General features: G+C 42.7%; 13 protein-coding genes and 2 pseudogenes. 5 read left to right on the top strand and 10 right to left on the bottom strand.

Features of this window, described 5'->3' with window-relative positions:
- Positions 1-22: 22 nt before the first annotated feature.
- Positions 23-1,039, bottom strand: a complete 1,017-nt coding sequence (locus tag A4R26_RS16020) for a T9SS type A sorting domain-containing protein (RefSeq protein ID WP_081164758.1) — start codon at positions 1,037-1,039, stop codon at positions 23-25.
- Complete coding sequence (locus A4R26_RS16015; protein ID WP_081164757.1) at positions 988-2,277, bottom strand: hypothetical protein; 1,290 nt, start codon at positions 2,275-2,277, stop codon at positions 988-990. The genes A4R26_RS16020 and A4R26_RS16015 overlap by 52 nt, the downstream gene beginning before the upstream one ends.
- A 496-nt stretch (positions 2,278-2,773) precedes the next feature.
- Between A4R26_RS16015 and A4R26_RS16010 the strand changes: the two genes are divergently transcribed.
- On the top strand, positions 2,774-2,992 hold the full coding sequence (locus A4R26_RS16010; protein WP_081164756.1) for a DUF3072 domain-containing protein: 219 nt from the start codon (positions 2,774-2,776) through the stop codon (positions 2,990-2,992).
- A 33-nt stretch (positions 2,993-3,025) separates the two neighbouring features.
- Here A4R26_RS16010 and A4R26_RS16005 read toward each other — a convergent pair whose 3' ends face one another.
- Positions 3,026-4,630 (bottom strand): glycoside hydrolase family 43 protein, encoded by a 1,605-nt coding sequence (locus tag A4R26_RS16005; RefSeq protein WP_081164755.1) that lies wholly within the window; start codon positions 4,628-4,630, stop codon positions 3,026-3,028.
- A gap of 183 nt (positions 4,631-4,813) precedes the next feature.
- Positions 4,814-5,242, bottom strand: a pseudogene (locus A4R26_RS35635) (zinc-dependent metalloprotease).
- Between the two features lie 204 nt (positions 5,243-5,446).
- On the opposite strand from A4R26_RS35635, the gene A4R26_RS15995 reads away from it, so the two are divergent.
- Complete coding sequence (locus tag A4R26_RS15995) at positions 5,447-6,331, top strand: helix-turn-helix domain-containing protein (RefSeq protein ID WP_081164753.1); 885 nt, start codon at positions 5,447-5,449, stop codon at positions 6,329-6,331.
- Between the two features lie 40 nt (positions 6,332-6,371).
- Here the strand turns inward: A4R26_RS15995 and A4R26_RS15990 are convergent, their stop codons facing one another.
- Together A4R26_RS15990 and lacZ are read right to left on the bottom strand one after the other, a co-directional pair.
- Entirely contained in the window at positions 6,372-7,193 is an 822-nt protein-coding gene (locus tag A4R26_RS15990) for an alpha/beta hydrolase (RefSeq protein ID WP_081164752.1), read from the bottom strand.
- A gap of 122 nt (positions 7,194-7,315) precedes the next feature.
- A complete protein-coding gene (gene lacZ, locus A4R26_RS15985; RefSeq protein WP_081164751.1) occupies positions 7,316-10,429 on the bottom strand; it encodes a beta-galactosidase, LacZ type in 3,114 nt (1,037 codons plus the stop codon).
- Between the two features lie 270 nt (positions 10,430-10,699).
- On the opposite strand from lacZ, the pseudogene A4R26_RS35630 reads away from it, so the two are divergent.
- Both A4R26_RS35630 and A4R26_RS35625 read left to right on the top strand, forming a co-directional pair.
- A pseudogene (locus tag A4R26_RS35630) lies at positions 10,700-11,281 on the top strand (HAD-IC family P-type ATPase); the annotation flags it as partial.
- Positions 11,255-11,587 (top strand): HAD family hydrolase, encoded by a 333-nt coding sequence (locus tag A4R26_RS35625; protein WP_242674926.1) that lies wholly within the window; start codon positions 11,255-11,257, stop codon positions 11,585-11,587. The pseudogene A4R26_RS35630 and the gene A4R26_RS35625, both read left to right, overlap by 27 nt.
- Positions 11,588-11,898: 311 nt before the next feature.
- Here the strand turns inward: A4R26_RS35625 and A4R26_RS35845 are convergent, their stop codons facing one another.
- Positions 11,899-12,024 carry a hypothetical protein gene (locus A4R26_RS35845; protein ID WP_278248426.1) on the bottom strand — a complete coding sequence of 42 codons (126 nt, stop codon included), beginning with the start codon at positions 12,022-12,024 and terminating at the stop codon, positions 11,899-11,901.
- A gap of 507 nt (positions 12,025-12,531) precedes the next feature.
- On the opposite strand from A4R26_RS35845, the gene A4R26_RS15975 reads away from it, so the two are divergent.
- Complete coding sequence (locus A4R26_RS15975) at positions 12,532-13,464, top strand: tryptophan 2,3-dioxygenase family protein (RefSeq protein WP_081164750.1); 933 nt, start codon at positions 12,532-12,534, stop codon at positions 13,462-13,464.
- Between the two features lie 440 nt (positions 13,465-13,904).
- Here the strand turns inward: A4R26_RS15975 and A4R26_RS15970 are convergent, their stop codons facing one another.
- The 3 genes from A4R26_RS15970 to A4R26_RS15960 all read right to left on the bottom strand — a co-directional run.
- Positions 13,905-15,566, bottom strand: a complete 1,662-nt coding sequence (locus tag A4R26_RS15970; RefSeq protein ID WP_165760297.1) for a carboxylesterase family protein — start codon at positions 15,564-15,566, stop codon at positions 13,905-13,907.
- A gap of 62 nt (positions 15,567-15,628) precedes the next feature.
- Positions 15,629-17,251 carry a condensation domain-containing protein gene (locus A4R26_RS15965; protein ID WP_081164748.1) on the bottom strand — a complete coding sequence of 541 codons (1,623 nt, stop codon included), beginning with the start codon at positions 17,249-17,251 and terminating at the stop codon, positions 15,629-15,631.
- Between the two features lie 26 nt (positions 17,252-17,277).
- On the bottom strand, positions 17,278-22,350 hold a 5,073-nt coding region (locus tag A4R26_RS15960; protein WP_133054701.1), incomplete at its 5' end, for a non-ribosomal peptide synthetase.

The raw sequence follows: 22,350 nt of genomic DNA, 5'->3' as shown, positions 1-22,350 counted from the left end.
TTTATGCATCAACGGGAGCGTATTATTTTTTAAGCAGTTTCAATGTTTGTGTTTTTCCGCCGGCCTGTACTTTTATAAAATAAAGTCCTGCAGACAAATGCGAACCGTCTATATTGACCGTATTGCGAACGCCCGCTTCTGCCCGGCCCTGTTTTATCATCCTCACCCTTTCCCCGATACTGTTATACAAGACAATACTGTACTGCACCCTGTGTGAAAAAGTAAAACTAACCGTGGTACTGGTTGTGAACGGACTGGGATAAACAAGCACCTGGTGTTTGTTGTCATTATTTTCAATTATAGCCGGTGCTGTTGCCATCCTTGCCAACCCTTCAGGCAACATGCCATCGCTGGCCAGTACGCCAACAGCCTTTAACGGGCTAACGCTTTCATTCGTTGCCCAAACCACTACAGAAGGGCTATACGTTTGATGGGCACTGGTAGCGTATCCTATGTTATAATTTCCTGCTCCGCTCATGAGCGTAAGCGGCGGGCCGAACGAAATGGCCGTAGTGGAAGATTCCCTGTATATAATATCCCCGCTGCGGGTGCCATCGAAATTCACAATTTGGGTAACATACATCACTTTTACTTTACCGGCAGCTTCGTTCACAACGACAATGGGCCGGTTACCTTCTTTGGATGAAGTGACCGGGTACAGATCATCCCAGGTATTGTTTGGCCGGCGCACCAATAAAGCCATGGCAGCCAGGCCATCCTTATTATAACCCGTCTTAACCGCACAATACAATGTACCATCGCTGGCCGGCACCATATTCAGGTGATCATCGGCCATACCGGCACCTTCATTCAAAGCCGATTGGCCGGCAGGCACTTCATCGTCTGACCATACAGCAGGATCGGCGCCATCAGTATGCGTTTTAAAACCAAATCGCCTGGTGTTCTGGTTCGACCATAACACCCCGATCTTTCCCGGCAACGCGGTGACAGCACAAATATCTTCGCTTACTGCGCCTGTTGCAATAGTTATCGGCGCGCTCCAGGTTGAATAAGGTGCGTTGCTCCAACGTACAAGCATACTTCCATTGCTATTGGATGCCAACCAGGGCCAACGACGTCTGCAATGCCGGTTCCGCTTCCATTGAGATCGAGCCGCAGGGTGCCGTTGCCCTGTACCGCATTTACTGTTATATCGTATATAACACCCGTAGTGTCTACTGCCATTACAGCTGTGTGGCGCAATACACCGGCGGCGGTTCCGTCAACCAGGGTCAGGATGAAATCATTCCTGTCTACCCCCGTTACGCTTTCTGAAAATGTGATCCTGAATTTTATGGTTGAATCGCTGGTAATTTGGGTAGCAGGCGACTGACGCAAAATACTTTGAACAAGCGGCGCGGTACGATCGACAATATAGGTTGCTCCATTGTTAAAGCCGGCAGCGATGGCGTTGCCAATTGTATCTGTAATACCCGTACCGCTTCCGTTCACATCGAGCCGAAGCGTTCCATCGCCCTGCACATTACTTACCGTTACATCATACACAACACTATCGGTACCCACCGCAGCAACAGCTCCGCTTAAGAGGGTGCCGCCTGCCGTTCCGGAAACCGTGGTAAGGGTGAAATCGGAATGATCGATGCCTCTTATTTTTTCAGAAAAAGCAGCTCTGAAAGTTACAGTTGAAGCGTTGGTACTTTGAGTTGCCGGCGACTGCCGCAGCATGCTTACCACTGCTGGTGGGGTTTGATCTGCCAATGCTGCCAATTGCAGGTCAAAAGCCATATCAGGCGTACTGGCATTGTTTTGGTGAATTTCCACGGCGATCACATTATCACCGCTTACAAAAGCAGTTGTATTGATCGTAAAAGTTTGGGTAACGTCGCCGTTATCATCGGCATTGGAAGCCTTGGTCAAATAGGTTATACTTCCCACAGGCATTTTGTTCCGGTATACTTCTACTCCATTTACATATACCACAATGCCATCATCTCTCAATACCCCTGCTGAAAAATAAACAATGTTCGAAAGCTCTGAAAGAGAAATAATTTTTCTGAAATAAGTGGTTATGTACTTTTTTTTCGAATTGGACCCGAAGCCAACAGTTGTCACAACGTCGCTTTTACCATAACCAAATAAACCATTACCGGTTTTCCAGGCGGCGTCATTGAAAGACAGTGACCGCCAGGCCGTTCCCTGGTCAGTACCGTTATCGAGATACCTCCAGCCGGAACCATAGGAAACCAATTGGGTTTGTGCAAGCAATTCACTACCGGCCAGCAATAAACTGAACCAGAAAAAGAGCGCCCTTTTCATGACTTCGATAATTTTGATGAGCAATATTTTTGGATGAAGCGAGACGAATGAAGAATTAAAGATCCATTTGAGCGAATGGAACCCTGGAAATAAAGAATAGAAAAATGAAGGTGTGGATTAACCTAAAGGATAACAGCTTTCTTCCTGCATATAAAGCTTCGCCAATCTCAATCACATTTATAATGGATTTGACATAGGTGGTGCTATGATGGATAATGGATGACCAGGAGAATTAAAAAGAATGTTGAATAGAAGAAATATTGAGATACATTAATTCTAAAGAATAAGATATGCGGAACAAAATTATATATATTTATTCGACGCCGGCAAAAAAATAACGGCTGTTCCCGGTTGAAGTGAAAAATTTTCCTCAACATGCATCATGTTCCAGCTTACTATCTGTGGGCAATACTCATCAAACCCATTCAATGTTCTGTGCGGCCAAACTAATGCAGATGGCATAAAATTAGCATTACTGTACTAAAATTATTAGCATATGCAAACCAATGATGATAAAAATAAAGGGAATGCGATCAAGGACCCTGATAACTGGACAACAGGTAACGAACCCATGACGGAAGCGCAACGATCGTACCTGCATACCCTGGCTGGTGAAGCACAGGTACAGATCGATGAAAATATGACAAAGGCGGAAGCCTCAAAAAAAATAGAAGAGTTGCAGGAACTCACCGGAAGGGGAAAAGAAAATACCTGATACCCAGTGAAGTTTTTGCAACTGGCGGCTCAGCTATTTATCTTCTATATGGAAATAATCGAAATCGGCATAACCGCCCGCATTCTTTGTAGCATAATTAAACAGCCCGAAACGGTAGCCCATAAAATGAGGAAGCGTATACGTCATTTTTAGCGGAGAGCCGATGTGGTTCCATGTTTTGCCATCGAGGCTGTAAAAAAATTCAGCGGTGTCTTTTCTATTGGTAAAATCACAACTGGCTTTCAAGTGCACTACATTCTGGTTAAGCGGTACTGCCTGCGCTTCTATGGCAGTGCCTGATCCTGCATCGATCATGACGATGGTTTTACTGCCATTATTAATTTTAACACCAACCATTCCATAATTCTTTTGCAACAAACTTAAACCGGCAAAGTCGCCCTCTTTCATATGCGATACATCGAGGGCTATGGAACCGGTACAAACCGGACCAATGGTGCGTTGCGTCAACGTATTCCTGGCCATCAAAAAACCGGTATCCGTTCTGCCGGTTGTAAGGCGCAGATATCCTTTTCTTTTGGTAACAGACCATAATTTGTTATCCGGATTGTGATTCCACTGCCAAACCAGGGGCAAAGCAGGTTCACCCGTTTTACGGGTGAATTCATCTGAAGCCACAATACCGGGAATCAACCCTTTTCCCGCCGGCAGATCGAGCGTTTCGGGCACTTTGCCTGCAACGCCCAATACGGGCCAGCCATCTTCCCATTTTACGGGTACCAGGTAAGGAATACGGCCTACCGCACCATAATCACGAAACAAATACGCATACCAGTTACCTTCGGGCGTATCGATCAAACCGCCCTGCGCCACGCCCAGGTCCTGCAACGCCAGCCTGCCCTCATACGGACCGGTAATTTTATCGGCGCGGTGAATGACAACGGTTCGCATACCGCCCTTTGGCCATGTGATATTGAACAGGTAATATTTTCCGTTAATTTTAAACAATTGCGAACCTTCCGCAGGCAAACCAATATTATCGCCCGAAGGCGCGCTGGCATTTTCGATAACCACCTGTTCTGTAGTTCCTGGTTTTACCCCCGACAGATCGCTGTTCAGCTCAATCAATCTCAGTTTGCCGCCGCCGTAGATCATGTATACACGCCCGTCATCATCGAAGAATAAAGTGTGATCGTGGTATGACGGCCTGAATGACGACACCTTCCATGGCCCCTTTTCAATGTCTTTAGTAGAATAGATATACGTTTTACCGGTGGTTTGCGCAAATGTGGAAACATAGAACAATCCGTTGTGGTACCGGATACAACTGGCCCATGATCCTCTGCCATACGCGCTTTTTCCATTTTGAAGGTTCAGCTCATCAACACTGGCGAGGGTATCGTAGGCATAATTTACCAGCTTCCAGTTTATAAGGTCGGGCGATTTCATGATGGGCACACCGGGACTCATGTGCATGGTGGTGCTGCTCATATAATACATATTGCCTGCGCGCACAATCGACATATCGGGCACATCGGCGAAAATAACGGGATTGTGCGCCTTGGGTGCGTCCGGTACAACTGCCTGAACTTTACCGGGCGCCTGTTTAAACCGTGTTTGAGAATTGACCGCAGAAGCAAACAGCAAAAGGGTGGTTATGGCAAACAATGATCGTGTCATATCTTTTTACTTTTCTTACATCGTATTGAGCTATCGATATATTTAACAAATATAACCGGGCAGGGAATACCGGAGAGGGAACTTTTGTTCAAAAAACCAGCTATTTTGTTCAATCCTTTTACACATCACCTATCACACCACTGTGGCATAGATAAAATAAGGGGCACCGCGAAGGCGGCCCCCTTATTTTATTATCGGGCATGGCTCTGCCCAGATGCCTTTTTCTAAGTCAGCAAGCAATTTTACAATCGTATATGATCTATTGTAAAGAGAAGCATTGTTTATGAGCCGGCTGAAAGTCTGGCTCGATGTAAGCCGGTTAAGTGTAGCAACCTGAAGGGCATTGATGATCTACAGGGGATAAGAACCGGTAAGCGACAGGATCTTTTTATCCAGTAACCAGGTGGGTGTTACAAATACGTTCAAAAACCGCATGGCTTCGATCTGCAATGCTTCGGGAACCTGTTCATAAACAGCGCCCGGTTGTTCTACCGACTTAAATGTTTCGTACCGGCCGCCGATATATTTTGCCACATGGTCAATATACCTGCCGAACTGCCTGGTTTGGTTCTGTGAATAAATGTACCAAATTTCTCCTACCTGACATAACATTGTGCGAACGGCCGATGGAAGAACTACCTGCCATTAAAACAACGCTTTCATTACGGCGCCGGTCAGGGTATTTTAGATAGAAAATGAGTGTAAAAGCGAATTAAAAAAAATCTGCGCCTGTGGCGAATTTCGTTCAGAAAGGAATTGATCAGATATTTTACACAAATCCGACTTTTTAGTAAATTGAGACAGGAAACAGGTTCAATGAAGAAAAGACTATTAAAACACTCATTTTCGTTACTTCATGTTGATCATGTTGACCTGAATGTAAAATGGAATTACAAAAATGTATTGAGTCCTTATTACCGTCTTTATTATATCGATGAGGGCGAGGGATTTGTATACAACGAACAGCAGCGTTTAAAACTGGAACCGGGTTATATTTATCTTATTCCGAGCTTCACCATGTGCAACCTGAGCTGCCCCTCTTTCTTAAGTCAGTATTTTATCCAGTTCTTTGAAGAATCGCCCGATGGCATCTCGTTATTTCAAAACAACCGTTCACTGATAAAGGTACAGGCAAGCCACCACGATATTTCCAACGTTAAACGGTTACTGGAAATCAACCCCGGCAGAGGCATCAGGCGTTCAGATAATCCCAAAGTATATGAAAAGAATAATTTTTACCGCGAATACCAGGAGTTGAATAACCTGCAAAGCAATGCCGTTTATATGGAAACGCAGGGAATTATTTTGCAACTGGTGTCGCGTTTTTTAAACGCCGACCGATATCCGTTAAACAATCCGAATACGATACCATCAAAGGTACTCGACACCATCAGTTATATTCAGCTTAACCTTAAGCAGTCTTTAACGATTTCCTTCCTGGCAAAACGGGTAAATCAAAACCAGGATTATTTTTCCCGCCAGTTTTTGCGGTATACCGGTGAAAGGCCGCTTAATTTTATTCATGAAAAACGCATTGAAAGGGCCCAGTACCTGATAGCTACCACCAATATGCCTTTTACCGAAATAGCGTCTGAAACCGGGTTCGACATGCTGCCCTACTTCTCAAAGATCTTCAAAAGGGTAACAGGCATAACACCGAACAAATACCGCCAGCAGCATCAATCGGTAAATACAATATAAATAAGCAACAACAATGATAACATCCAGCTAAACCCGGCTATCACAAACTAAAAAAACGGCTCATAAACAGCAACTGGTAATTGACGGCATTTGCCCAATACTCCCAATTATGCTTACCCGGCCGGCTGATGAAATCGTGTGGAATATTATTGAAAAGTAATTTTTCATGGAGGCTGCAGTTCACCTTATAAAAGAAATCTTCCGAACCACAGTCGATGATCAGCGACAATGAACCGGGAGTTAACAAATGCACGCAATTGATTACCGTGTTGGCATTCCAGCGTTCGGGATGTTCTGCATATTTACCAAGGCGTTTTGAAAGATCCCAGTTCAGCGGAAACGGCCGTATATCAACACCACCGCTCATACTGCCCGCTACGCCAAAAACATCCTGGTGCCGGAAAGAAAGAAATAAAGCGCCATGCCCGCCCATGCTTAAACCGGTAATTCCCCGCCCTTTGCGGTTTTTGATGGTTTTGAAATGGTCGTCAACCCATGGCACCAGCTCTTTCACAATATAGGTTTCGTATTTCCAGGTGGTGTCGACCGGACTATCGAAGTACCAGCTTGAAAAATTACCATCGGGACAAACGATAATAACGTTATATACATCGGCAAGTTTCACCACGTTCGGCGCTTTGGTAACCCAGCCGCTGTAATTATCGCTGTATCCGTGTAAGAGGTATACAACCGGCAGTTCTTTACCCGCGGCATAGCTGTCGGGTTTAATTACCACAGCCTTTATATTCTTTTTCATGGAGGGGCTAAAGGTGAGAACGGTATCTACCGTTGCACAAAAGGAAGTGGAAACAGCACCAGTCATCAATGCTGCAAACAGCAGCAATAAACGCGTTTTATTCATGATTAAAGTACGATTAAGATCTGAAAAAAGGATTTTTAGTTCCTCTGTAGAACTACCAGAACGGCACAGCCGTATGCAGTAGCATTCCATATCCAATGCATGGCAACAAACCCCATACCCGGTTAAAACCTGTTTATTATTGGTTCCATGATAAATGAAAACTCATGATCGCGATAATGCACCCGGTATTTTTCCATTGGCAACGCACCCCAGCTGTTCACGCTCCCCAGTCCCTGCTGCACTTTATCGATGCAGACATTGGTATAATTTACGGTTGGTACCAGGGTCGAATGACGCTGGTGCTTTTTCAGGCCATCATCGAGCGATTCAATTGAGTAATGCAGCGCCGACATCGACAATGCCGTATCACTGTAAAACCTGATGCCGGTTCCACCCCTGTTCATCTGCTGCCACCACCTTACATCGGTTTTAGTGCCCGTTTCCTGCGGACGTATATAAGGATAGAATTGTTCATCTACCGTCTGGTTATACAGGCCTATAGGCGATGAATTATTCCTGTCGCTGTAATTTTCAAATGGTCCCCGCCCATAATATTTAATGTAGCCGGCTTCCTTTGGCATTTGTAACTGCATGCCGAACCGGAACAGATCGGGTATTTTTGCCGCTTTATCTGCCTGCATCTTCTGCGTCACTTTTATTTTACCTTCACCGGTTATCTGGTAAGAGAGCAATAACTTAGCTTTGACTGCCGCCAGTTCATAAGCCGCGTTTATTGTCACCACCTCATTTGTTATTTCCTTTTCAAAAGACACGAGCTTCAAACCGGGTTGCTTCCAAACGGCATATTTCTGTTGCAGCTGTGCCCCAAAATCATTATCGGTTGGGGCCCGCCAGAAATTGGGCATCAACTGGCTATGGCCGTTGATCATAGGAACCTGGTGCACATCATACCTGCAAAGAAAGCCAGTGTGTTTATCGAATTCAATATTGATCCTGTCATTTTTTATAATAAGGTAATTCACGTCATTGTCAACCATGTTGAGCGGTGTTTCATTAACACCTGTGCCCGTGTGCGGCAACAACTGCGCTTCAAAACGATAAGGCGAGATCGTCAACTGGTTTTGCGCCACAACAGACCGAACAGGCAACAGGGGTTCTGGCCGTTTCAACCTGAACCGGATATTCAACAATAATTCCGCCTGCTTCGATAGGTCATCAAGCGAATATTCGAGTTTAACTGGTTTTGTTTCCCCGGGTTGAATATCTAAATGCTGTACAGTACCCGACTGAATAATTTCGCCATTGGCCAACAGGTCCCACTCTGCATAGTAATTGCTCAGATCGCGAAATGAATTTTCGTTGTATACGTTCACCTCCCCCTTACTTACATCGGCAGGGGTTACCCATATCGACTGGTAGTAGTAGCTCACTTCATGCATGTGGGGGTTTGGCAGCCGGTCGGGACTCACCAGGCCGTTATCTAAAAAATTATTATCAGAAGCATCGTACTTATTATAATCGCCGCCATAGGCATAATACTGAATACCGTTTTCATCTTTTCGCCTCAACGACTGGTCAACAAAATCCCAGATAAAACCTCCCTGGTATTTCGGGTGCTTACGCACCAGGTCCCAGTACTCTTTGAACCCGCCTTGCGAATTACCCATGGCATGCGCATATTCACATTGAATAAGCGGATTGGCGCCGGCGCCTTCACTATACTTTATGCAACCATCATACGACAGGTACATGGGGCAATAGATGTCGGTGAATTCGTTCGTGCCTGCCTGTTCATATTGAACGGGCCGGGAAACATCTTCATTTTTGATCCACCGGTAGCAATTTTCAAAATTGGGACCGAAACCTGCTTCGTTTCCCATTGACCAGATGATGATCGCCGGATGATTGAAATCACGCTGCACATTTCGCTGATTGCGCTCCAGATGTGCTTTGGCGAACAACTGGTTTTTGGCCAGTGTTTTTTCGCCATACCCCATTCCATGCGATTCAATATTGGCCTCCGCCACCATATAAATGCCATATTTGTCGCAGAGATCGTACCACAAACTATTATCGGGATAGTGGCAGGTGCGTACGGCATTGATGTTATTTTCTTTCATGATCCTGATATCCTGCAGCATACGTTCGGGCGTAAGATAATAGCCATGATCGGGGTCCATCTCATGCCGGTTAACGCCTTTTACCAGTATCGGTTTCCCGTTTACGAGCAGTTGTGCATTCTTTATTTCCACTTTGCGAAAACCCACTTTTACCGGAACAACTTCCAGCGTTTTATCCTTGTTTCTCAAAGCCGCAACGAGTGTATACAAATTGGGGGTTTCAGCGCTCCATTTCAGGGGGTTGGCAATGCTGATGGAAACAGTTTGCTTTCCGCTGCCCTGTACCGATGCCTTTCCGGTAACAGCGCCTTTTGCATCAAGTAATGTAATGTCCGCAACTCCATTGCCTTTAATACCTACGGCAACCTGCAGCGTTGCATCTTTATATTGTGCATCTAACTCAGTATGTACGCGGATATCGGCAATATGATCTTTATTACGCGTATACAAAAAGCAATCCCTTCCCACCCCGCATAAGCGCCAGAAATCCTGGTCTTCGAGGTACGACCCGTCGCACCAGCGAAAAACCTGAAAAGCGAACAAATTCTTCTGGCCCGGCTTCAGGTATCTGGTGAGGTCGAATTCTGCCTCCAGTTTGCTGTCTTCACTATAGCCCACCAACTGCCCATTTACCCACAGGTACATATTGGATGTAACGGAGCCAAAATGGGCAATTATTTCTTTCCCTTTCCAGTTTTCCGGAATAACAAACTCTTTGCGATAGGAACCTACATGGTTATTTTCTTCGGGAACGATGGGCGGATCGTTGGGAAACTGGTTACTCCATGGATAAGCGATATTGGTATACATAGGATCGCCAAAACCATTCAATTCCCAAATACCGGGCACAGGCATCGGGGCCCAGCCTCGGTCATTGTAATCTTTTTTATAGAAATCCAGCGGGCGCATACCGGCGTCTTTTACCCAGTGAAACTTCCAGTAGCCATTCAATGACATGAAATTTAACGATGATTCTTTTTTGCCTTCCAACGCCCGGCCCTCGCTTTCATAAGCAAAAAAAACGGTGTGCATGGGTAACCTGTTGATCTCGTTTACCGCGGGGTCGAGCCATTCATTCTTTTGAGCAGATCCCTGAAAGACAGTAACTGAAAGTAAAATTATTAATACTATTTTGCACCAGTATCTCCGGTTCATATAACTCTTTTGCGTGAAAATATTAAACTGCGGGTTATTATCCCAAAAGTTCTGTTGATTATTTTTAGAAGTGTTTACTTATCAGCGCTTTTAACAATCGCTATCTTATCAAAAGGCCAACCTCCATCTTTTAACTGGCTACGTTGATCGATATTATGCTTCTGGGACACTGGCTCGAAATGCGATCACAAATGGCAGCCTCCCGCGCTTTGGAATCACTGGTTGCGTTGTTGCCGTCTGTTGTGCATGTGCAGCGTACGCAGGAAGTAATTGATTATTCCTTTACAGCAATTACAGAACAATGATATAATAATTGTAAAACCGGGAGAAAAAATACCGGCAGATGGCGTAATTCGGTAAGGAAGTTTTTCTATAAATGAAAGCATGCTCACCGGAGAAAGTGCACCGGTAACAAAAGGGAAAGATGCAAAAGTAATTGGTGGATCTGTAAATGGAAACGGAGCTTTAAAAGTTCAGGTCACTGCAGCCGGTAGTAATAGTTATTTGAATAAGGTCATCAATATGGTGCAATCAGCCCAGGGCGCCAAATCAGGAACCCAAAATATGGCGGGTAAGGTGGCCATGTGGTTAACGATCATTTCCATTAGCGTAGGCATTATTACTTTTATTATATGGCTTACCGCCGATAAACCGTTGCCGTTTGCCCTTGAGCGGATGGTAACGGTAATGGTAACTTCCTATCCCCATGCATTGGGAGTTGCTATTCCGTTAGTGGCAGCCATATCCACAGCGCTTTCGGCCACGCGTGGATTATTGATCCGTAACCGTACCGCTTTCGAAAATGCGCGACGTTTAACAACGATCATTTTTGACAAAACGGGAACACTAACCAAAGATTCCCCTGAAGTACAACAGGTTTTTCCGCTGAGTAATGAATACGCTGCCGATGTAATATTGCAATATGCCGCCGCCATTCAACAAAATTCAGAGCATCATATTGCACATGGTATAATGCGAAAGCTGAAGGAAAAACGTCTTGAACTATGGAAATCAGCTGATTTTCAATATATGCAGGGAATGGGCGTCAGCGGTAATATAAATGGAAAGAAGGTGGTTGCTGCGGGCCCCAACTATTTCAAACAAAATTTTGCCATGAACGTTTCATCAGTCTTGCCGCTCATCTTTAATACAGCATGAATCTGGCCATTCTTCCTTTTTTAGTATATTGCACCAAGTTATGCGTTGACAAAAATATTATCCATTCCACGATTAGCATCTTACCCCAGGTTACCTTCACGGGACCCTCACGAGACTTTCACCTGACCCTCACGAGACTTTCACAAGACCTTTACGAGACATTTACGGGACCTTCACGAGACCTTTATGGTAGTGTAATGGCTTCAGAAGCCATATGAAATGGCCTTGCACACCGCTTGAACTATAGCCAAAAACCAATGAAAGAATACTAAAAGGGGTGTTCATATTTATGTGAACACCCCTGGAACAGCCTAAAGATTGCCTGAAGACAGGCTGACGATTGTATCGAGCTCCAGGTGCCACCAGAGTGTCCGCAGGCAATCCCCGGTGCTTCCCTGTACAATACCCAGTGCATCTGGCCACCAATAACGTAACATGTTTTCTTAATTAAAGACTTCTATTATAAAAGATGACAATTATATGTATTAAAATCCATGAACGTCAGCCTCAACGCATATGCATAAAACATAATAAGTCATCAATTGGAAAATATCTACGCAATCAGTATCACTACCTAACATGTACAAGGCAGTTAATCGAACACCAGATTTATTAAAATTTACATCAGCCTATTCCGGGCAAAGGAAACGTTTAGCATTAATCGTCGTTTTATTCAGAACATCTTGCCGGTAAATTATATAGAATGGGAAATGGGAAATTAGCCGTAAGTTTGACCTCGGGCCTAAGAGATAAAGATGTGCCAGCTAATGTTAACTGTTAGCTACTTACTAACCCGGTATTTTAAGGATGTTTTGGTCTTTCTTGCGAATTTCATGATCTGGATTAACAGTGTCAGAGTACACTTATGATTTTTAAACTGATCGTATACAGGATACCCCTGAAAAACATTGGCTATCAAAAAAAATTATTCAAATTCAGTAGTTATGGATTATACCACTGACCCACAGGTATTAAATACTCTCAAAAAGCTCTATCAAAAATGCGAGGAAGGCGGACAAAATCTTCCGTCACAATTAGAAGGATTTCTTTATTCTGATTATTTAAAGTATTGGGATTATATTCATCTTGATACCTTGTTGAGTATTCAGAATCCCAAAACCGACATGCCGGACGAACAGATATTTATTATCTATCACCAGATTACAGAACTATATTTTAAGATGATAATTTTGGAATTAGAACAAGTGATCGAGGAGGGATTAGTGAAGGCTGATTTTGTTTTAAATAAAATTCAGCGGATCAATACTTATTTTGAACAGCTGCTAAATTCCTTTGAAATCATGCTGAAGGGAATAGAAGAAGATCAGTTTTTAAAGTTCCGATTATCGCTGTCGCCGGCTAGTGGATTTCAATCTATTCAATTTAGATTAATCGAAATTCTTGCTACAGAGTTCAATAATTTGGTAGATGAGACGAACAGAGATATAAATGATGGAGTAGAAGAAATTTATAAAAAGCTCTACTGGAGAAAAGGTGCAAATGACAGTTCTATTGGGAAAGAAACATTAACCCTTGTGCATTTTGAAAAGAAGTATAAGAATCTGATCATAAGTAAAGCTTTTGAATATAAAAGTAAAAATCTGGCCTATTTATGTAAAAGAAACTTAAAGTCCATATACACCGATGAGTTAGTAGCAGAATTAAAAAGATTTGATTCTTTTGCTAATATAATGTGGCCACTTAGTCACTATAAAACAGCTGCTAAACATCTTTTAAAAAACGCTGAAGCAATCTCTTCCACGGGAGGAACAAACTGGAGAAAATATTTGCCACCTAAATATAGAAAAGTAATATTTTTCCCGGAGTTATGGACCCAGGAAGAAAAAGAAAATTGGGGGAAAAGCTGGCTTTATTAGGTTTGCCGGGCGCCCCCCCCTTTAAACCGGGTAGCTCTTTTTGTAAATCGGCCGAAATTTGGACAAGGACTTTTGCTTCTCTTTTTTGAGCCTTTATTTTATTGGAACTCATCTTCCCGGTTTTTAGATCAAGCAGGCGTTGCTCCTGGTTGCAAGTCGTGTCGATGCATAACGGCTTTGAATAACTGCTGCTGATATTAACCGATCGGGGAACAGCGTACAAATTAAAGCCGGAGCATTATCTTCAAAGGAAGGCTGCTGCCGGCTAATTTCTAAATACTATTTTAGGAGGCTGTATCAAAATATGATGCAGCCTCTTTTTATCCGGGTACCTGATGGAGGCAGGTATTCGCTTAAGCGATTCCCGGGGCCTTCGTTTACTTTTGATACACCTCATCAAAGAGAAACCCTGACACAGTTTACCTTACACTATTTATCGGTTACTTAAACATTAACCCTAAAAATCTTTCATCCATAGTTAAATTAAGCCAACTCCAATGTCCTACTTCTTCATATTCAATATACTCAATCTTTATCCCGAGCTTTTTGAACATACCAACACCTCCTCTCACATAGCCAATTGGAGTTTTATCATCTTCTGCTCCGAAACTTAATATAAAATTAATATCCTTTACTTTTTCAAACTGCTTTTCTGTAAAATATCTTAATTGACTCATCACAATCGCATTTTTGAATAATTTAGGATAACGTACTGCTGCTTCACACGCAGCATCGGCACCAGATGATATCCCTGCTATAAATGTTCGACGCTGATCAATTGAATACTTTTTAGTTATACTTTTCATTAAGTCCATACTCATTTGTAAAGTTTTTGTTGGAGGTTTGTCAAACGATGCCTGAAAAGATTCATTCCATTTGGCATGAGGGACAACAACAAAGCATGGGTACTTCTTTCGAATACTATCATTTGCGAACAGGCCCACAAAATGAATTAATGGATTTTCGTCTCCATGTTCCCCAATTCCATGCAGAAAAAAAACTACCGGGTATTTCTTTACCGGATCATAATTCTCAGGTATCAATATGAAATATCGCAAGCTATCTCCTTCTTTGATAAAATACTGCTCTTTTTCAAATACACTGGCAGTATAGTTTTCTATTTCTCTTGAATAAAAATTCTTAGTAATCAGGTCCTGGCAGGGAAGGAATTCAAATTGATTATTCCGGATTACTTTCTTTCCCTGAAAGAAACTCTCGATTTCAGACACCTTATAGGCTTTGACATAATTGTCAAGTAATTCTAATTCACATGTATCAGAATAACTGATTGCCCGGATTCCCGCTTGCAATCCATATTGAAATTTAATTTTTTTATCTCTAAAAACATACCCTTCGTTTGTCATAAACTCCGGCATTTCAAAATCATCAGTAATTGAGTCGTTTATTCTGCAATTTGCGATCACCCCTTTATAAAAAGTGATCATAAAATTCGCGCCTTTCGACGTAGGATATCTTTGCCATTTATGGTCATTACTGTTAGCCAGGTATATACTTCTATAATCGACAGCATTATTGGATCTTACTCCAAAAATTACAATATTTGATCTATTTGATGCGGGCACCCACAATAACGCCCGGTTAATATCAAGGTTGACAAGCCCAAAACTGGCATCCGGTTCACTTTCTATCATCTTGAATGCAGTATGATTTGGAGTACCCCCTCCCTGAAAACTCGGCAAATACTTTGGAAATTGAAATTTAGTAGGTGGTCTATACTGATTATTCTTTGCATCGATGATACCTACCGGATCCGCCCCTCTGATAACCACCTTTTCCGGTATAGTAATAGAATAATTAAAAAAATATTCACCGGAAGAAAAATATAATATACCCCCACCGCTTTTGGAAATGTTTTTCATGGTGTTATGCAAAACAACGGAGTCTACTCGCATGTTTTTGTCAACTAGATCCGGGACATTCAAGGCATTTGTAGTGTCCTTCCAATGAAATTGATCAGTCCAGTGTTCCCCGCTATTGTATTTTGATTGATATGGATTATCTGTTGGTGCCTGACTGAATGCAATTGAACTATCAACTAACAGCAATACAAGGAATAGGAATATCGGAATATTTTGTTTCATTCGTAGACGTATTTGATGATAATTGAAATCACCTGAAGTAAGATAAGTAAATGGCATATGTATTATTTTTCGGTAAGAATGCTTTTCAGAGATAATCCATGGTCAATTGTTATTTTTTCCAGAATAGATAACAATTTGTGCCCTATTTGTTCTATTTCATTTCGACAATATTTATTGATATTATACTGCATTTCAATAACAATTCCGTTCTTACATTCACTGGCAATACATTTAATATCAAAAATACCTTTCCCGTGAGTGCTATGAAAGGAGTGAAAATCGCCTATTACATAATTCGGCTTCTTTAAAAAATTGATATACCCCGGAGCCAACAAATTCAATGGAACATCAAGGTCTTTCATAATTCTTTCATGAGGGTAGAAACGAAAATCTGATGATTCCCAAATAATATTATTTATAACCTCTATAAATTCCATTACGCTCATATCCTCCTCAATGTCAATGCAAATAATCAAATCCTGCGTCAACCACCCAATAATACATTGAAATTCTTCAACTACCCTCGTAGAAAAGGGAATACTCAGTCTCACACTTTTTCTGTTTTTTCGATAAAATACACTTGCGAATGCAGAGATTAATATGGTGAAAAGGCTGACGTTACAAACGACCGACAACCCTTTTAACTTATTACAACACCTTTCATCAACAAATATCGTATACATTGCTCCTGCTTCAGGTGTCAATGTCACTACTTTCCCATAGGCAGCATCTATACATACATTTGAACTATTTTCCTTTGAGATTGCCCTCATTTCTCGTTCCAACCCGGATCTATAACTTCTCTTATCGTCTTCTCTTTCTTTTGACAAACTTTCCGATATCATTTGTTTATAGAGGTCCCAACATATTTTACCTTCCTCACTATTAGTTATCATATTGATCCAATTCGAATAGTCTTTGTATTGAAGTTTGAGCGGAGGCAATGGATTCTTTCCTTTCTCCAGATATGCACTATACAACATATCGATTTCTCTCTTTAAAATTTCTATTGATTCCCCGTCAGAAATTACGTGATTCATTGTAAACACTAACACGCTTATATCTTGTGGCAATTGTATAACCTTAACACTTACCAATGGGCCTCTTTCTAAATCGAAGGAATATGCATTTAGCTCTTTAGTCGCAATTTCAATAATTTCTTTTTCTTCCATGGCACTCAAATCGATATAGGAAATTTCGTCTTTACTTCTTTTATACTCGTGTACCACCTGTCTCACATCGCCATAAATATTTATAAAAGTGGTTCTCAGGCTTTCGTGTCTTTGAAAAATTGAACTAAGCGCATCTTCCAGTACCCCCTTCTTCAGGTTTTTAAAATAAACTGTAAACTGTGCATTAGATGTATTTTTTCCTGTTATCAGAAATCGCAGATACTCTTTCTCTTGCTGGTGCATTGTGTCGTAATGGGACTGCTTTTCTATTGGTTGTACGGGTGAAGCAATAATTTTCAGCAATGGCGATTTTGCGTTTTTCCACTTTTCAGACAATATCAGATAACTCAGAATATCGTTCTTATAACGCTTAAGGGTTTCTAAAAAACCCTGACTCATCAACTCTTTTTTACACCTTATCTTTAAATCATTATCCTCTCTTGAAATAAGAATATTCTTCTCCCTCGCTTCTCTCAACAAGCTTATTACTTTCACTGCTTTAAAATGTGTCATTGCTCCTGCATTATTAATTTCAATCTTCAGAATTTTATTGTTTCATACTCGTCTGATCCTTCCAGGCTCGACCTATCGATCTCATTTTGCAGGAAGTTTGCTATCAATGCGATATTCGTCAATTGAAATATTTCTTTGACAGATATTTCCATATTTAACTTCTTTCTTATTGCCGATACCATCCTTATTGCCAGCAAAGATTCTCCTCCCAGTAAATAGAAATTATCGTATACACCAGCCTGCTTTATACCAAGTAGCTCTACCCATATTTCAGCTAATTTCTCTTCTATTTCATTGCGGGGAGCCACATATTGCTCTGTGAACTGCTCTGATGATACATCTGGATCTGGCAATCTCTTTCTGTCAATCTTTCCATTGGACATTAAAGGCAATTCCTGCAATTCTACCCATAGAGCCGGCACCATATACTCTGGTAAGTATCCTTTCATGTAGGAGATAATGTCTGGTCTGTTAAAACTATTCTTAGGCACTACATATGCTATTAGTTGCATATTTCCGTGTTTATCATTTCGTCCTATCGCTACCACCTGACTCACCATACCGCTTTGTTGCAAAACATGCTCTATTTCTCCTAACTCTATCCTATACCCCCTGATCTTAACCTGGTCGTCTTTCCTGCCGATAAATTCGATGTTCCCATCAGGCAGCCACCTGCCTAAATCGCCAGTTTTATACAGCCGCCCGCCTGCTTTAAATGGGTTCTCTATAAACTTCTCCCGGGTTAACTCCTCTTTGTTCAAGTAACCTCTGGCAACCTGATCTCCCCCAATTAAGATCTCTCCCAAGACTCCTACGGGTTGAAGGCCATTCCTTTCATTTACTATATAGATACTTGTATTGTCTACCGGTTTGCCTATGGAAACTTCATTACCCACAGTTGGATGCCGACTTAAATCTATAGCAGTCACATCGATCGATGCTTCGGTTGGGCCGTAGTAGTTGTGTAAGCGCGCAAATGGCGCCTTTTCTTTAAAGGACGCTTCGGTTCTTTTCGGTAAAGCCTCGCCACTGCATATTACATGACGCAAACCTTCCAGCCTATCCCACTTTATAGTGTCCAGCGCTGCACTTAACATGGACGGAACAAAGTGGATGATACTGATTTTTTGAGCCGCTAACACCTCATCTAAATAGACCGGGTCTTTATGACCATCCGGTTTTGCGAAAACCAGCTTACTGCCACAAACCAATGGAAGCAATAGCTCCCACACCGAAACGTCAAACGTTGCAGGCGTTTTCTGTAAGAATACATCTGCCTCCGTTATTTCCAGGTCCCGCTTCATCCAGCGCAACCTGTTCACAAGACCGCTATGTTCAAGCATTACTCCTTTTGGCTTGCCAGTGGAGCCTGAGGTATAGATCACATAGATCAGGTTGCCTGGTTGGGCAGTGGAATTCACCGCTTCTTTAGAATAACGCTCCTGGCTTTCCTTGAACTTACTTAATTCTTCTTCATCCAGGCAAACCTTACAGTTAGTATCCTTTTCAATGTAATCTATTCTTTCCTGAGGGTACTGCGGATCGATCGGAATATAGGCACCTCCTGATTTTAACACCCCCAGTATCGACACTATCATCCACTCGCTGCGCTCCTGTTTGATGCCTACCAGATCATCTGGCTGAATGTCATAATTAGCTCTCAGGTAATGAGCCAGCTGGCTGGACCGCTCATCGAGCTCGCGATAAGTCAGCTCTCTATCCTCAAATACTATCGCCACATGCGCTGGTGTCTTTGTCACCTGCTCTTCAAACAAGTCTATGATCGTCTTGTCCTTTGGATAAGCTACTGCCGTATCGTTGAATGTGAACAGCAGTTCATGCTCTTCTTCCGATGATAAATAATCAATTGTATTTAAAGCGTGATCGGCGTTTTGCGTGAACTCATTGATCAATTTATCAAAATGAGTTACCAGCTGTTTTATCGACGTAATATCGTAACGATTGGCATTGTATCTGATATCTACTTTAAGTGAAACATCCGATGAACTAACTAAGATGTTAAAATCATAATTGGTTCGCTCAAACACTTCCATTGATTCAATAGACAGTCCTTCTTCCCCTTTGCTATTCAATACACCTTCGTTTTCAAGTTCCTTTACCGCATAGTTCTCAAAAACCATGATATGATCAATCAGCTCCATGCCCGGTTCACTCCGCGACTGAACCTCTGACAGATTTAAGTAATGATGCGATGTACTCTGGATGGATTGCTCCTGCAATGATTTTAACAGCCCGACAGGCGTAGCATCCGGATCATATTGTACTCTTACAGGAATCGTATTGATAAACAGCCCGATCATTTCTTCAACCCCGGGTAAATCGGCCGGACGACCGGATACCACCGCGCCAAACACCACATCATGCGTGTTGTTATAGCGCGATAATAAGTAACCCCATACCCCTTGTACAAATGTATTTTGTGTAATGCTTAACCGGGTGCACAGGGCGTCGACCTTCTTAAACAGATCGCCGCCTATTTGCAGGTGTTCACTGGAATCAACATAGGTACTGCCTGCTGCTCTTGCCTTGAAGGGGATCTCTGCCGGCGATGAATAGCCTGTAAGGTAATCCTTCCAATAGCTCAGAGAACGCTCCCTGTCTATTGTTTTTAACCAATTGATATAATTGGAATAGGGCGTTACAGGCGGGAGGTCAACTGTAATGCCTTTGGTTGCTGCACTCAACAGCTCATTGAAGTCATTGATGAGCACACTCCCGCACCAGCCATCCATCAAAATATGATGATGACTCCAGATAAACTCATACTCCCCTGCTGACAGATCAATCACATGCAGCCGCATCTGGGAACCACTGCTCAAATCAAAGCCCCGGTCCCTGTCCTGCTGCTTGATCATCTCTACCAGTGCTTGTTGCCCTGCCTGGCTATCCAGCTTCTCATAGGTAAAATTAACGGGCACTTCTTTCCTTACTATCTGTAAAGATCTGTCTGCATATTCAGTACTGAAACTGGTGCGCAGGACAGCATGCCGGGCTGTTAACTGGTCATACGCTCCTTTCAGCTTTTCTATATCCAATACTTTAGCCCGCACCCGGTAGGAGGTTTGCTCAAAATAAAGTGAGCTGGAATCTTCCGCTAACCAGTGGTAGTATATCCCCTCCTGGAGAGGAGATAACTCATACACATCTTCAAGGGTATTGTCTGAATTAAGCCTGGACAGTTCTTCTTGGCTCAGCCCTTTGAAACTTACATCCGAGGGGGTCAGATAAGCCTGCTTGCTCTTAGCTAACTCTTCTATTAAAGACTGTAAGTGCTTCTTATAAGATCCGGCTAACTTTTTAATCGTTGCCGCGTCATATCTCAAACTTGAATAACGGACCGACATACCCAATTCTCCTTTTACCAGCATTCCCGATATATCCAAAACCGCGTCTGTTCTATTCTCTTTTGACACAGCCGACCCGATACCTTCCGATGCATATTCAAATAGTGACCTCTTATCATTGGATACATTTGCGCCAAAGTCGCCCAGGTAATTAAAGATGATCTCCGGGGTTAGTTTACCCTCAAGCCTTTCCTGGCTTAAGTGTGTAAGAATACCATAACCAATACCTTTATTGGGTATGCGCCGCAGGGATTCTTTTACACTTACCAGGCTTGCTGCGTGATCGGCAGCACCTGATACATCCAGTACAAATGGATACATTGTAGTAAACCAGCCCACCGTTCTGCTGATGTCTACGCCATCGATGATCTCCTCTCTGCCGTGACCTTCCATCTTTAAGACGCTTTTATCTGCAGACAAAACATCTTTCAGTGCAAGACCAAGACCTGTCAATAACACATCATTTATCTCTGTGTTATAAACTCCATGAACACGGGTTTGCAATAGCTCGGTGGTTTGCTTATCCAGGCTGAAGGATTCAGCTGAATCTATCAGAGCTGACTGACCTGCTTCCACTACTTTATCCTGTGCTAAACCGGCGACCTGCTGATCACAGACCTGCTGCCAGTAAGCCCGCTCTTTTTCCAGCTTCCTGCCTGCCGCGTATTCCTTCTGCAGCAAAGCCCATCTTTGAAAAGAATCTGTCTTTAAGGGTAACCCTGGTTTTTCGCCTTTCTTATAACCGGAATATAGGTTCAAGAGGTCTTCTAAAAGTATTCGCCACGAAACGCCATCCACCACCAGATGGTGAATGATCAAACCCAAACGGTCACCGTCTTTCAATCTGAAATGGGCGACTCTTAATAAAGGGCCTTCAGATAACTGTATGCCCGATTGCAGTTCTTCTCCAAGTCGTGCCATTTCCCCGGGCACATTGTCCGCTTCCCTTACATCATAAAAGTCAATGGTATAATGTTTTGAGCTGGTATCCTGGTTAAACTGTTGCCATGTTCCCTCCTTCTGTTTATAAACCATCCGCAGGGCATCGTGGTGCCTCGTCAGTTCCTCCAGGCTCTTGTGCAGTATATTACTGTCAAGTTCTTCCTTACTATACAGTAAAACAGATTGGTTAAAGTGATCATGAACTTTTATCTCAGCTGATTTGAAAAACCATTCCTGGATTGGCGTTAGCACCACTTCTCCGCTCACCTCACGCTGATCAGTAAGCTGGGTAGTCAGTTCCATTAACCGGGCCAGTTCTTCCAGTACCGGCGTCCTCAGCAGGTGCTCTACTTTAAGCCTGTAACCCTGATGTTTTAACCTGGCTACTACCTGGATGGACTTGATCGAATCTCCACCAAGATTGTAAAAGCTATCCCTGATCCCGATGCCTTCTCTTTTTAATACAGCTGACCATACCGAAACTAAGATCTTTTCCTGCTCTGTTCGTGGTGCTACATATTCCACACCACTCGTTAATCCCAGTCCTTCAGGGCTTGGTAATAATTTCTTATCTATCTTGCCATTCGCTGTCAACGGCATGGCTTCCAGTTGTACAAAGTAGGCCGGAAGCATATATTCAGGCAACGTCTGTTTTAAATAGTTCCTTAAATCGCTTGTGTTTTGTTCTGACCTGGAAGTAATATAAGCCACCAGCGCTTTCTTTTCTGACTCATTCTCTTTGGCTATAACTACAGCCTGGCTTATCGCTTCATGGTTTAATAAAGCATGCTC

The sequence above is a fragment of the Niastella populi genome (assembly GCF_002078015.1).
Lineage (GTDB): Bacteria > Bacteroidota > Bacteroidia > Chitinophagales > Chitinophagaceae > Niastella > Niastella populi.
This window is presented reverse-complemented; position numbering and strand designations above follow the sequence as displayed.

Coding starts and splice junctions, on each gene's coding strand:
- A4R26_RS16020 (WP_081164758.1), bottom strand. CDS start 1,039: ATGCTTGTACGTTGGAGCAACGCACCTTATTCAACCTGGAGCGCGCCG.
- A4R26_RS16015 (WP_081164757.1), bottom strand. CDS start 2,277: ATGAAAAGGGCGCTCTTTTTCTGGTTCAGTTTATTGCTGGCCGGTAGT.
- A4R26_RS16010 (WP_081164756.1), top strand. CDS start 2,774: ATGCAAACCAATGATGATAAAAATAAAGGGAATGCGATCAAGGACCCT.
- A4R26_RS16005 (WP_081164755.1), bottom strand. CDS start 4,630: ATGACACGATCATTGTTTGCCATAACCACCCTTTTGCTGTTTGCTTCT.
- A4R26_RS15995 (WP_081164753.1), top strand. CDS start 5,447: ATGAAGAAAAGACTATTAAAACACTCATTTTCGTTACTTCATGTTGAT.
- A4R26_RS15990 (WP_081164752.1), bottom strand. CDS start 7,193: ATGAATAAAACGCGTTTATTGCTGCTGTTTGCAGCATTGATGACTGGT.
- lacZ (WP_081164751.1), bottom strand. CDS start 10,429: ATGAACCGGAGATACTGGTGCAAAATAGTATTAATAATTTTACTTTCA.
- A4R26_RS35845 (WP_278248426.1), bottom strand. CDS start 12,024: ATGTTACGTTATTGGTGGCCAGATGCACTGGGTATTGTACAGGGAAGC.
- A4R26_RS15975 (WP_081164750.1), top strand. CDS start 12,532: ATGGATTATACCACTGACCCACAGGTATTAAATACTCTCAAAAAGCTC.
- A4R26_RS15970 (WP_165760297.1), bottom strand. CDS start 15,566: ATGAAACAAAATATTCCGATATTCCTATTCCTTGTATTGCTGTTAGTT.
- A4R26_RS15965 (WP_081164748.1), bottom strand. CDS start 17,251: ATGACACATTTTAAAGCAGTGAAAGTAATAAGCTTGTTGAGAGAAGCG.